This is a genomic window from Limnohabitans planktonicus II-D5, assembly GCF_001270065.2.
Taxonomy (GTDB): Bacteria; Pseudomonadota; Gammaproteobacteria; order Burkholderiales; family Burkholderiaceae_C; genus Limnohabitans_A; species Limnohabitans_A planktonicus.
Genome location: NZ_LFYT02000001.1, coordinates 404,135 through 417,865, shown reverse-complemented (window position 1 = coordinate 417,865; position 13,731 = coordinate 404,135). Strand labels below are relative to the sequence as shown.

The following is a 13,731-nucleotide window of genomic DNA, read 5'->3' as shown; positions in this document are numbered from 1 at the left end:
AGTTGTAGGTCGGTGGTCCGAAGACCCCGGACCAAAGGGCCTCGTGCCGAACCCTCATGTCGGACTCTGCGAGTACCGACCTACGAATAAAAAAAGGCTCAAAGAAGTTGTAGGTCGGCGGTCGAAGACCCCGACATGGGCCTGTGCAGAAGCCAGCCATGTCGGACTCTGCGAGTACCGACCTACGAATACAAAAAAGGCTCAAAGATGTTGTAGGTCGGCGGTCGAAGACCCCGACAAGGGCCTGTGCCGAACCCATCATCTCGGATTCTGCGAGTACCGACCTACGAATACAAAAAAGGCTCAAAGATGTTGTAGGTCGGCGGTCGAAGACTCCGACATGGGCCTGTGCAGAAGCCAGCCATGTCGGACTCTGCGAGTACCGACCTGCGAGATGACATGTCTACACATTTCAAACTTCATCGTTCCGGATCAATCGACCAAAAAAAACGCCGCATAGACCTTGTGTATCGTCTGTGCGGCGTCTTGAGCCTTGTTGTTGGCCTGGACTTATTTTTTGATCTTCATCTCATTGTTGACCTTGCGAACGCCTTCAACCGCGCTGGCTGTGCGCACAGCCTTGTCCATTTGCTCTTGGCTGTTGACAAAGCCGCTCAGTTGCACCTCTTCATTGCGTGTGACGACCGCAATGTCCATGCTGTGGATGCTGGAGTCTTTCAACAATGCGGCTTTGACTTTGCCGGTGATGATGCTGTCATCGAGTTTTTCTCCTGCTGAGGATGATGCACCCTTGATGGCCACATTGTTTTGGACGCTTTTAACGCCCTCAATGGTACGTGTCACGCGCAGGGCTTCGTCCAGTTCCGCCTGGTTGTCCACAAAGCCACTGAGCAAGACTTCGCCCTTGCGCGTTTCGACTTTGATGTCGTAGTTTTTGAACTTCAGGTCGGTCATCAGTGCTGACTTCACGCGGGTGGTGATCAGGGCATCGTCCAGTTCATTGCCCAAGCTGCTTTTGGCATCGGGGGACGGTGCGTTGTTGTCTGCAGATTTTCCGCAGGCGACCAAGGATGCCGCCAGAACGCCAGTGATTGCGCTGGCCATGACCAAAGAGGTCATGCGTTTGTTGAGGCGGCGCATATCAAGGACGGATGGTAATTTGGTTGCGCACATTGGTCACCCCCTTCACGCCGCGTGCGATGCTCTCGGCGGTGCTGCGTTCGTTGGCATTCTTCGCAAAGCCAGACAGCATGACGGTGCCGTTGAGCGTTTCCACGCTGATGGCTGCTGCGTCCACTTGCTTGTCTTCAATAAAGCGGGCTTTGACCCGGGTGGTGATCGCGCTGTCATCCACATAGGCGCCTACGGTTTCCTGGCCGCGTTGCACGGCGCAACCGGTGGCCGTCAGCGTGAGGATGGCAGCTGTAACGATGGCAAGAGTGGTGCGAATATTCATGGTGGTTTCCCGTTGATGTAAGTTATCAAGTTGCAAGGTGATGGTGGTGACATTCACCAACCATTGGCGCGAGTCCATTAGGATCAGCGCGTGCTTCAGTATTGAGGCTGGGTGTAAAAGTATCTGTGCTCCACCACACACACTCGGCCCTCATGTGTGGCCTTCAACAATCGCAGTCCTTGCACACCACCATCCGACGAATTCAATGCAGCATCTACCCTTGGTTGCTTACGCCACAGACACAACTTACCCGTTTCCTTAGAGTTGATCCTTCCACCAAATTTACGGAGTAAGAGCATGCTGGGTACCATTCTTCTGATCGTTTTGATTCTGATGCTCGTAGGCACCATCCCCACCTGGCCGCACAGCAGCGGATGGGGCTATGGACCCAGCGGTGCACTGGGCGTGATCACGATCATCGTGCTTGTTTTGTTGCTGACCGGACGACTCTGATCGCTGGGCCACTGCCCTTGTGAGCGATGGATTGACACACTTTTGCAGCGCCCAAGGTCCATCTCTCATGGCTTTTTTGCCCTTTAAACGGCTCAATCAATGACCCACGGAATTCGCCGACGCACTTGTTGATCCGGCACACTGAATTTTTAAATGTGTGAGCCATGTCTTCTCGCAGGTCTCCACTCGCAGAGTCCGACATGATGGGTTTGTGCACAGGCCTTTGTCGGGGTCTTCGACCGCCGACCTACAAATTTTTTGTGCCTTGTTCTCGTAGGTCGGTACTCGCAGAGTCCGACGTTGTTGGTTTGTGCACAGGCCTTTGTCGGGGTCTTCGACCGCCGACCTACAATTTTTTGAGTTTTGAAAACTCCACTTGGCCGAATCTATAGACCAAGCAGTAAGTTCAGCAACTTAAAACAGGTAAGTCAATGCGCCCACCAGACGCCAGTTGTTGGGCGTGGACTCGATGTTGTATGAAGTCCAAGTTGAGTAGCCACCCAATCCCTTGGCTAAGGTCAAGCTGTATAAAGCGCGTTGATAGCTTCCCGACAATTGCACACCCAAAGCTTGCAAGTAATATTTTTTCAAGGCTTCTGTGCCCAGCGCAGGGTTTTTCAATTTGATCAAACCCGCATCATAAAAACCACCTACCACTATGCCGTTGCTCAAGCGACGGTTGAGTTCCAAGGATGCTACGGCCCCATCATCTCCCGTGCCGTCCACTGAGGTGTAAGCGCGCACGCCACCGATGCCACCTAATGACATCTGGTTGTACGAATCCAGTCGCGCAGAAGTCAACTGCCCCTTGAACTTGAAGAGCGAGTAGATGCTGCCTTCCTGGTTCCAGGATTTTTGATCTCTCAAGTTCAATTCGATCTTGGCATAAGGCCCCGTCTCCATTTGAAGTTGGTTGAACAGGTAGCTGTAGTTCCCCAAGATGTAGGTGAACTCGGCCCGGCTGGCATCACGCGTCAGCTTTTCGTTGTCGGCCGTGATGCGCACTCGAAACTGGTTGTCATGTACCCGCGAGGTCTGTTGGCCCGTGCTCTCCAGTGTGCTGTGGCCACGCCGAGCAGACAACTCCACATGTTGTTTGAACACAAAATCACGCAGTCCGTCGTGAATGCGCGTGATGCCCACACCCAGTTCACCGCTGTAGCCCAGACTGGTCGCTTGACCGCCCAGGATGTTGCGGCTGTTTGATCCGGCACCCCAGATTCGCCAACGTGTTTGCGAACCTTCCAGGGCGGACTCGTATTCCGTCCGACCGTATTGGATGCCTTGCGATTTTTGGGCGACCAGACTCAAAGATGCCTTGGGTTCATGGCCACCAATTACCAACGATCCCATCACTTGAGGCACGCCATATTGCTTGAGACCGTAGCTGTTGAGTTGGACCACTGAATCGAGCACCTTGCCCAGGCGAGTAGGCGCGGCGTTGATACTCACGACCAAATCAATCAGTTCAGGGCCAACGGCACGGATGGTGGCATCGAGCTCAATGGGCAAGTCATAGCTGGCCGAATCCAGTCGCTGGTCCAGGCCCAGCGTGTCGACAGGCATGTTGACTTTGAAGTCCTGTTCAAAGCGCTGTGTGATCAAGGCACCATAGCGCTGCAGCAAATTGGCGTCGTTTGCAATCACGCGCACAGCATTGATCTTGGGCCTGAAAATTTTCACGACCAAAGTACTGCCACCGTCAGATTTCTTCACATCGGTTTGTGCGTAAGACAAAAAACCCAGGCGACGTGATGCGTCAAACAGCCAGCCATTGAAATTTTGCAATTCTTCGGCCGAAACACGTTTGCCCAAAGATGCGGCCCAGTATTTTTGAATCTCGTCCTGCAAAAACGGGCTCTGGATTTCTATGCCCGACAAACGATCAATTGACTCGGCTTTGTCCAGGCCCAGCACATCGATATTGGCCAGTGGTTTGGCTTTGGATTTGGGCAGCTGCTGTATGGACTGCTCAATGCCTTGCTGAACATTGTCCTTGGGCGGCGCTGGAGTCTGCGCCCAAGCCAGACCCATAGCGACTTGCAATGCAGTGATGAGCGTGATGCGTTGGAGTGTGTGAGGTTTCATGGTGAATACGTTCGTTTATTTTGTGTTGGGCGTTTGACAAAACTCAACTGAGTTTATCGAGGTGACTTGGCACAGGCAGGCATCCATGTTCGTTGCCGAACACGTCATGGACGTTGTGGTGTAAGGGGCGGGCAAACTCACACCTGAAGTGGCTGCGCCTGTTTGCGTGGCAATGGTGTAACCCAGGTAGGTCACGTGGGTGGTCGGGTTTCCCACTGTGTTGGCGGGTGTGGTCGCGATCACTGGCGCCGAGGCCGCAGCCGGGGTGATGGCCAGTTGGTTGTTGTTGACCGTGACCGTGTAGTTGTTCGCATCGCCACCCAGTGCGTTGAGTGTGGAGTTGTAGGTGCCAATGGCCAGGCCCGTGGCCAAACCTTTGACCTGGATGTCATCGCCAGCCATGAAACCTTGCGTGGTGGCGGCTTGTTGCCATTGGAACAAACCGTTGAACATCACTTCGGTGGCTGTGCCATTGATGGTGGCCAGTTTCGGTGTGACCTTGGCTGCGCCGGTCACCGTGGTGCTGTCCAGTACATAGTTGGCCGCATCGTCACCGCTGATGTTCAAGCCGCGCACCGTCACCGACTTGTTGATCACCTGACCCGTGGCATCGCGGGCCACGTTCTTGTTGTCAAACAAAACGCTGGTGTTGGCGAAATTGACCTTGTCTGCCCCAATGATGTCGGCGCTGGTGGTCTGGTTGAGCGTGGCCAGGGTGTTGCTGTCATAGACCTTGTCCATGGCATCGACTTTGACCACCAAGGTCTTGGGGGTGACCACATAGCGGGCTGCGCCGCAGCAGGCCGTGTAGCCCCCGAAGCTGTAGTTGTCCGCGTCTGCACCTGTAAGGGTGCCCACCACAGTTTGAACGTAGTTACCCACCTTCAGCGTGTTGCTGGAGCTGTAGCTGGGGGCGATCAGGGTGGCTGTTGCGGGTGTGACCACATCGTTGGTCAAAATATTGTCAAAGCTCACAGCACCTGTGACGATGGGGCTGCCATATGTGGCGGATACGCCCGCAATGGTCGGGCCTGTCAACGCCAGTTTGTTCACGGTGTAGTTGGCACTGCTGGTGGTCAGACCGGCAAAGCTGTAGTTGTCGGCATCGGTGCCGGTCAAAGTGCCAGTCACGCTTTGGGCGTAGCTGCCAGCCTTCAAGTTAATACTGCTGCTGTAGCTGGTTGCGACCAGAGTGGCTGTGGCGGGTGTCACCACATCGCTGCCGATCACGTTGTTGAAGCTCACCGCACCTGTGGCAGCAGGGGTGCCATAGGTCGTGCTGGTATCGGCAATCGCTGCGCCCGTCAAAGCCAGCTTGTTGACGGTGTAGTTGGCTCCAGTGGTGGTCATGCCGTTGAAGCTGTAGTTGTCGGCATCGGTGCCGGTCAAGGCGCCAGTCACGCTTTGGGTGTAGCTGCCAGCCTTCAAGTTGTTGCTGCTGCTGTAGCTGGGTGCGACCAGAGTGGCTGTGGCAGGTGTCACCACATCGGTGCCGATCACGTTATTGAAGCTCACCGCACCTGTGGCAGCAGGGGTGCCATAGGTCGTGCTGGCATTGGAAATCGCTGCGCCCGTCAAGGCCAGCTTGCTGACTGTGTAGTTGTCTCCAGTGGTGGTCATACCGCTGAAGCTGTAGTTGTCGGCATCGGTGCCGGTCAAGGCGCCGGTCACGCTTTGGGCGTAGCTGCCAGCCTTCAAGTTGTTGCTGCTGCTGTAGCTGGGTGCGACCAGAGTGGCTGTGGCAGGTGTCACCACATCGCTGCCGATCACGTTGTTGAAGCTCACTGCACCTGTGGCAGCAGGGGTGCCATAGATCGTGCTGGTATTGGCAATCGCTGCGCCCGTCAAGGCCAGCTTGCTGACTGTGTAGTTGGCTCCAGCGGTGGTCATGCCGGTGAAGCTGTAGTTGTCGGCATCGGTGCCGGTCAAGGTGCCAGTCACGTTTTGGGCGTAGCTGCCAGCCTTGAGCTTGTTGCTGGAACTGAAGGTCGGATTGACCCATGTGGCCGTGTCCGCATAGACCTGGTCGGCACCCTGCACATTGCCGAAGCTGACCGCACCCGTGGGAGCGGTGGTGCCGTAGACAGTGGCCACATTGGCAATGGCCGCACCCGACAGGGCCAGCTTGTTGACCACATAGTTGGGCGTCGATGTGGTCATGCCGCTGAAGCTGTAGTTGTCAGCATCGGTGCCTGTCAAGGTGCCGATCACATTCTGGGCATAGCTGCCCGCCTTCAGGTTGCCGCTGGAACTTGTCGCAGCGCCGACCAAGGTGACTGCAGCAGGCGTGACGACATCGAGGCCCAGCACATTGTTGAAGGTGACCGCGCCATTGGCAGCATAGCTGCCGTAAGTGGTGGTGACACCGGCAATGGCCGCGCCCGTCAAAGCCCGCTTGTTGACCACATAGTTGGCCGTACCGGTGGTCATGCCGCCAAAACTGTAGTTGTCGCCATCGGTGCCACTCAAAGTGCCGATCACGTTCTGGGCGTAGCTGCCCGCCTTGAGGTTGCCACTCGAACTTTGCGCGGCAGCGACCAAAGTGGAACCTGCTGGGGTCACGATGTCACCGCTGATCACATTGCTGAACGTCACCGCGCCGTTGGCAGCATAAGTGCCGTAGGTGGTGGTCACTTCAGCAATTGCAGCACCTGTCAGGGCCAATTTGTTGACCGTGTAGTTCGTGCCGCTGGTGGTCAGGCCGGTGAAGCTGTAATTGTCTGAGTCGGTGCCGCTGAGCGTGGCGGTCACGTTTTGAGCGTAGCTGCCAGCTTTCAAGTTGTTGCTGGAGCTGTAAGTTGGTGTGACCAAGGTGGCGGTGCCAGGGGTGACCACATCACTGGCGATCACGTTGGTGAAAGTGACCGCACCGGTGTTGGCGGGTGTGCCGTAAATGGTCGATACATCCGCAATCGCAGCCCCTGTCAGAGCCAGCTTGCTGACGGTGTAGTTCGTACCGCTGGTGGTCAGGCCGGTGAAGCTGTAGTTGTCAGCGTCGGTGCCGCTGAGCGTGGCGGTCACGTTTTGAGCGTAGCTGCCAGCCTTCAAGTTGTTGCTGCTGCTGTAGCTGGGCGTGACCAGCGTCGCGGTTCCCGGTGTGACCACATCGCTGGCGATCACGTTGGTGAAGGTGACTGCGCCGGTGTTGGCGGCTGTACCGTAGGTGGTGGTGACATCGGCAATCGCAGCGCCGGTCAAAGCCAGCTTGCTGACGGTGTAATTTGTGCCGCTGGTGGTCAGGCCGGTGAAGCTGTAATTGTCTGAGTCGGTGCCGCTGAGCGTGGAGGTCACGTTTTGTGCGTAGCTGCCAGCTTTCAAGTTGTTGCTGGAGCTGTAGCTAGGCGTGACCAGGGAGGCGGTAGAAGGGGTCACCACATCGCTGGCGATCACGTTGGTGAAGGTGACCGCACCGGTGTTGGCGGGTGTGCCGTAAATGGTCGACACATCCGCGATGGCAGCCCCTGTCAGAGCCAGCTTGCTGACGGTGTAATTTGTGCCGCTGGTGGTCAGGCCGGTGAAGCTGTAATTGTCTGAGTCGGTGCCGCTGAGCGTGGCGGTCACGGTTTGCGCGAAGCTGCCAGCTTTCAAGTTGTTGCTGGAGCTGTAAGTTGGTGTGACCAAGGTGGCGGTGCCAGGGGTGACCACATCGCTGGCGATCACGTTGGTGAAAGTGACTGCGCCGGTGTTGGCGGCTGTACCGTAGGTGGTGGTGACATCGGCAATCGCAGCCCCGGTTAAAGCCAACTTGTTCACGGTGTAGTTCGTGCTGCTGGTGGTCAGGCCGGTGAAGCTGTAGTTGTCAGCGTCGGTGCCGCTGAGCGTGGCGGTCACGTTTTGAGCGTAGCTGCCAGCCTTCAAGTTGTTGCTGCTGCTGTAGCTGGGGGTGACCAGGGAGGCGGTAGAAGGGGTGACCACATCGCTGGCGATCACGTTGGTGAAAGTGACTGCGCCGGTGTTGGCGGCTGTACTGTAGGTGGTGGTGACATCGGCAATCGCAGCCCCGGTTAAAGCCAACTTGTTCACGGTGTAGTTCGTGCTGCTGGTGGTCATGCCAGTGAAGCTGTAGTTGTCTGAGTCGGTGCCGGTCAGAGCGCTGGTGACGCTTTGAGCGTAGCTGCCAGCTTTCAAGTTGCTGCTGGAGCTGTAGCTGGGGGTGACCAGGGTCGCGGTGCCCGGTGTGACCACATCGCTGGCGATCACGTTGGTGAAGGAGACTGCGCCGGTGTTGGCGGCTGTGCCGTAGGTCGTGGTGACATCCGCAATCGCCGCACCAGTCAGGGCCAATTTGTTGACCGTGTAGTTGCTGCTGCTGGTCGTCAGGCCCGTGAAGCTGTAGTTGTCAGCGTCGGTGCCGGTCAACGTGCCCGTGACGTTTTGCGCGTAACTGCCAGCCTTCAAGTTGTTGCTGCTGCTGTAGCTGGGCGTGACCAGCGTCGCTGTGCCCGGTGTGACCACATCGCTGGCGATCACGTTGGTGAATGTGACTGCGCCGGTGTTGGCGGGGGTGCCGTAAGTGGTGGTGACGCCTGCAATCGCAGCGCCGGTCAAAGCCAGCTTGCTGACGGTGTAATTTGTGCCGCTGGTGGTCAGGCCGGTGAAGCTGTAATTGTCTGAGTCGGTGCCGCTGAGCGTGGAGGTCACGTTTTGTGCGTAGCTGCCAGCCTTCAAGTTGTTGCTGGAGCTGTAGCTAGGCGTGACCAGGGTTGCTGTGCTAGGTGTGACCACATCGCTGGCGATCACGTTGGTGAAGGTGACTGCGCCGGTGTTGGCGGCTGTGCCGTAAGTGGTAGTGACATCGGCAATCGAAGCACCTGTCAGGGCCAGTTTGTTCACGGTGTAGTTCGTGCCGCTGGTGGTCAGGCCGGTGAAGCTGTAGTTGTCAGCGTCGGAGCCGGTCAGAGCGCTGGTGATGCTTTGAGCGTAGCTGCCAGCCTTCAAGTTGTTACTGGAGCTGTAAGTTGGTGTGACCAGAGTGGCGGTGCCATTGGTGACCACATCACTGGCGATCACGTTGGTGAAGGTGACCGCACCGGTGTTGGCGGCTGTGCCGTAGGTCGTGGTGACATCCGCAATCGCCGCACCAGTTAGGGCCAGCTTGTTGACCATGTAGTTCGTGCCGGTGGTCGTCAGGCCAGTGAAGCTGTAGTTGTCAGCATCAGTGCCGGTCAACGTGCCAGTGACGTTTTGCGCGTAGCTGCCAGCCTTCAAGTTGTTGCTGCTGCTGTAGCTGGGCGTGACCAGCGTCGCGGTTCCCGGTGTGACCACATCGCTGGCGATCACGTTGGTGAAGGAGACTGCGCCGGTGTTGGCGGCTGTGCCGTAGGTCGTGGTGACATCCGCAATCGCCGCACCAGTCAGGGCCAATTTGTTGACCGTGTAGTTGCTGCTGCTGGTGGTCAGGCCGGTGAAGCTGTAGTTGTCTGAGTCGGTGCCGCTGAGCGTTCCCGTCACGCTTTGCGCGTAGCTGCCAGCTTTCAAGTTGTTGCTCGAGCTGTAAATTGGTGTGACCAAGGTGGCGGTGCCAGGGGTGACCACATCGCTGGCGATCACGTTGGTGAAAGTGACTGCGCCGGTGTTGGCGGCTGTGCCGTAGGTCGTGGTGACATCCGCAATCGCCGCACCAGTCAGGGCCAATTTGTTGACCGTGTAGTTGCTGCTGCTGGTCGTCAGGCCCGTGAAGCTGTAGTTGTCAGCGTCGGTGCCGCTGAGCGTTCCCGTCACGCTTTGCGCGTAGCTGCCAGCCTTCAAGTTGTTACTTGAGCTGTAGCTGGGGGTGACCAGGGTCGCGGTGCCCGGTGTGACCACATCACTGGCGATCACGTTGGTGAAGGTGACCGCACCGGTGTTGGCGGGGGTGCCGTAAGTGGTGGTCACGTCGGCAATCGCAGCGCCTGTCAAAGCTAACTTGTTCACGGTGTAGTTCGTGCCGCTGGTGGTCAGGCCGGTGAAGCTGTAGTTGTCAGCGTCGGTGCCGGTCAACGTGCCCGTGACGTTTTGCGCGTAACTGCCAGCCTTCAAGTTGTTGCTGCTGCTGTAGCTGGGGGTGACCAGCGTCGCTGTAGCGGGTGTGACCACATCGCTGGCGATCACGTTGGTGAAAGTGACCGCACCAGTGTTGGCGGGTGTGCCGTAAATGGTCGACACATCCGCGATGGCAGCCCCCGTCAGAGCCAGCTTGCTGACGGTGTAGTTCGTGCCGCTGGTGGTCAGGCCGGTGAAGCTGTAGTTGTCTGAGTCGGTGCCGCTGAGCGTGGCGGTCACGGTTTGCGCGTAGCTGCCAGCTTTCAAGTTGTTGCTGGAGCTGTAAGTTGGTGTGACCAGAGTGGCGGTGCCAGGGGTGACCACATCGCTGGCGATCACGTTGGTGAAGGTGACTGCGCCGGTGTTGGCGGCTGTGCCGTAAGTGGTAGTGACATCGGCAATCGAAGCACCTGTCAGGGCCAGTTTGTTCACGGTGTAGTTCGTGCCGCTGGTGGTCAGGCCGGTGAAGCTGTAGTTGTCAGCGTCGGTGCCGGTCAACGTGCCCGTCACGTTTTGTGCGTAGCTGCCAGCTTTCAAGTTGTTGCTCGAGCTGTAAGCCGGGGTGACCAGAGTGGCGGTGCCAGGGGTGACCACATCGCTGGCGATCACGTTGGTGAAGGTGACCGCGCCGGTGTTGGCGGGTGTGCCGTAAATGGTCGATACATCCGCAATCGCAGCCCCTGTCAAAGCCAGCTTGTCGACCACATAGTTCTTGTCAGTGGTCGTGATGCCTGCAAAGCTGTAGTTGCTTGCATCGTCGCCGCTGATGGCGGTAGCGGTTTGCTTGTAGGTGCCTGCTTTGAGCTTACCGCTGGTGCTGGTGGCTGCATCGACGATGGAAGCGACAGACGTGACCTTGTCTGTACCTTGCACGTTCGTGAAACTCACCGCGCCTGCATCGGCCGCCGTGGCGTAGGTGGTGGCGACGCCTGCAATCGCAGCCCCGGTCAAAGCCAGCTTGTCGACCACATAGTTCTTGTCAGTGGTCGTGATGCCTGCAAAGCTGTAGTTGCTTGCATCGTCACCGCTGATGGCGGTGGCGGTTTGCTTGTAGGTGCCTGCTTTGAGGTTACCGCTGGTGCTGGTGGCTGCATCGACGATGGAAGCGACAGACGTGACCTTGTCTGTACCTTGCACGTTCGTGAAACTCACAGCACCTGCATCGGCCGCCGTGGCGTAAGTGGTGGTGACGCCTGCAATCGCAGCGCCGGTCAAAGCCAGCTTGTCGACCACATAGTTGGCAGACGATGTTGTGAAGCTGGGCAGGGTGTAGTTGCCGGCTTGGCTGCCGGTCAAGGCGCTGTCAGTGGTCTGGAAATAGCTGCCTGCCTTGAGGTTGCCGCTGCTGCTGCTTTGTGCGCTGACCAGGCTGGCCGAAGCGTTGACCACGTCGCTGCTTTCCACGCCCGTCAAGCTCACTGTGCCTGTGCTCGCCGCTGTGCCGTAGGTGGTTTGCACGGCTGCAATGGCTGTGGCGCTCAGTGTTTTGGGGGTGATCACGCTCGCGCTGTTGCCCTGGCGCGTCACGGTGTAGTTACCGCCGCCGTTACCGTCGCTCAGCGTCACGCTGTCCAGGGTGATGGTCTTGTTGCTCAACACAGCGCCGCTGGCATCGCGTGAAACATTTTTGTCGGTGTAGCTGATGCTCGCGCCGTTGACCGTATCGCCCGTGATCAACTGGCCGCTGAGCGTGTCCAGGTCGGCCTGCGTCAAGGTGTACGCGGTATTGCCGTTGTAAGTCTTGCTCACCGGGCCTGCGACCAGCGTCACGTCCTTGGGCGTGATGCTGCCCGTGCCGGTGACGGTGCTCACGGTGAAGGCATAGTTGCCTGCGTCAGCGCCGCCCAGGCTCAGGCCGGTGAAGGTGTAGTTGCGGCTGCCTGCGTTTTTGCTGTCAAAGCTGCCGCCTGTGCTGCTGGCGTTTACCACGTCAGCTGTCATGACACCGGTGGTGTTCAGGGCGCGGCCCGTCAAGGCCGTGCTGCCGTCATACACACGGCTCACGTCAGATGCGCTGAGTGTCAACACCTTGGGATTGATCGTCAGCACACCGCCATTGACCACGCGGTCATTGAAGTTCACATTGCTGGGCGGCGTGATGGTGATGGAGGAAGCGTCGTAGGTGTAGTTGCCCACGTTCACAAAGCCACCGGTGGACAGCTTGCCGGTGCTGTCGATCAGGGTCGAGAACGCGACCGCCGTGCCCGTGCTGTCGGTGGCTTGCCAATTGCCATTGCCCAAAGCGGTCATGCTCAGATTGACCAGGCTGCTTGGGCTGCAGTCGCCGCTCAGGCAATACTGGGCCGTGACCGCGTCGGCGCTGGCCCCGGCGGTGGTGCCGGTCAAGCTGCCATAGGTGTAGGTCTTGCCGCCAATGCCAATCAGCAACTTGTCGGCAGGGGCCACGATCAGCTTGCCTTTGGCGACGGTGACGGTGTAGTTGCCGTTGTTGGCTGTGGGGGCTGCGCTCAAGCCATACACATCGGTGTAGGTGCCCGCCACGGGGTAGGTGGCACCTGAGTAAGTGCGTGTGGGCGTGCCCGTCAAAGCCGTGGCAGCGGTGTCGCCATTGACGAAACCGGTGTAGCTCAAGCCTTGGTTCACCGCCAGGTTGGCGTCTTGCGTCACAAAAGCTGCCGTGTCATTGACCTTGACGGTCAAAGATGCGGGCGTGATCTTGCCCACCAAACCTGTGGCCGAAGTAGGCAACTGGTAGTTGGCCAGCAGTGTGCCCGAAGCGGCCGTGAAGTCGCCAGCAGCCAGTGTGGCCGTGACCGAACCGGTGCCGTTGTTGTCCGAGACGTTCTTGCTGGCATAGCTGGCATTGACTTGGGAGACGCTGGCGCCTTCGCTGCCCACCCAGCCCGTCAGGGCAAAGTGGCTGTTGCTCAGGTTGGTGGCCGCTGTGGTGCCGTCATAGGTTTTTTCGACCGTGCCGGTCAGGGCCGCTTGCAAGGTGGCTTGGGTGATGTTGGCGGTGGTGGAGGCCGCGCCCGTGCTTGTCAGGGTGTAGTTGGACCAGTTGCCGCTGCCGTTGGCTGGGGTCAAAGCCGTGACATCTGCCACATTGACCGCGATGCCGCTGGCCGCGTTTTTGTCAGCAAAGACACCTGTGCCGGTGACGCTCAGGGTTTCGCCTGCAGCGGTGCCGCTGATGACACCTGCCGTGATGGTGGCAGCGGTGTTGCCGTCATACGTCTTGTGGGCCGCCACGATGGCGTCCAAGGTCACCGACTTGGGCGAGATGTGCCCGGTGGTGGACAAACTGCCGGTGGTGCTCAGGCTGTAGTTGGCCCAGTCGCCCGAGCCATTGGCCGGGGCGAGGGCGGTGACATCGGAGACGGTGACGGTTTTGCCGTTGCCCACGTTCTTGTCAGAGAAGTTGCCCGAGCCACTGATGGCCAAGGTTTCGCCCGTGATGGTGCCGCTGATGGTGCCCGACAGGATGGTGGCTGCGGTGCTGCCGTCATAGGTTTTGCTGGCGGCGGTGATGCTGTCCAGGGTGACGGTTTTCTTGTGGATGTCTGCTGTTGTCGTGGCCTGATCGGTGACCGTGTAGTTGCCCAAATCCGCTCCGCCCAGGGTGTTGGACAGGGTCACGGTCTTGGCTGTAGCAGCGTTCTTGTCGCTGAAGGTGCCGGTGCTGGACACTGTGAGGTCATCGCCAGAGACTTTGTCGCTGAACACCGCGCCGGTGGTCAACACCGTTGCCGATGTGTTGCCGTCATAGGTCTTGCTGGCTGCAGTGATGC

Annotated in this window: 5 protein-coding genes (1 of these 5 running past the window's edge); 1 reads left to right on the top strand and 4 read right to left on the bottom strand. The window is 58.3% G+C overall.

The annotated features are described in order from the left end of the window. Positions 1–510 precede the first annotated feature (510 nt). Together H663_RS21920 and H663_RS21915 are read right to left on the bottom strand one after the other, a co-directional pair. On the bottom strand, positions 511–1,080 hold the full coding sequence (locus H663_RS21920) for a BON domain-containing protein (RefSeq protein ID WP_165803840.1): 570 nt from the start codon (positions 1,078–1,080) through the stop codon (positions 511–513). A 22-nt stretch (positions 1,081–1,102) separates the two neighbouring features. Further along, positions 1,103–1,417, bottom strand: coding sequence for a BON domain-containing protein (locus tag H663_RS21915; RefSeq protein ID WP_053176866.1), 315 nt, complete (start codon positions 1,415–1,417; stop codon positions 1,103–1,105). 297 nt (positions 1,418–1,714) lie between these two features. On the opposite strand from H663_RS21915, the gene H663_RS21910 reads away from it, so the two are divergent. After that, positions 1,715–1,870, top strand: a complete 156-nt coding sequence (locus tag H663_RS21910; RefSeq protein WP_083451287.1) for a DUF3309 domain-containing protein — start codon at positions 1,715–1,717, stop codon at positions 1,868–1,870. Positions 1,871–2,284: 414 nt separating this feature from the next. On the opposite strand, the gene H663_RS21905 is transcribed toward H663_RS21910, so the two are convergent. Together H663_RS21905 and H663_RS21900 are read right to left on the bottom strand one after the other, a co-directional pair. Further along, positions 2,285–3,958: a ShlB/FhaC/HecB family protein gene (locus tag H663_RS21905; protein WP_053175215.1), complete on the bottom strand. Its 1,674-nt coding sequence runs from the start codon at positions 3,956–3,958 to the stop codon at positions 2,285–2,287. Positions 3,959–3,973: 15 nt separating this feature from the next. Further along, positions 3,974–13,731 carry the end of a YDG domain-containing protein gene (locus H663_RS21900; RefSeq protein WP_116695779.1) on the bottom strand. The gene runs 18,133 nt beyond the window's last position, so 9,758 of the gene's 27,891 nt are visible here — the last part of the coding sequence; its start codon lies beyond the right edge, outside the window; it ends in the stop codon at positions 3,974–3,976.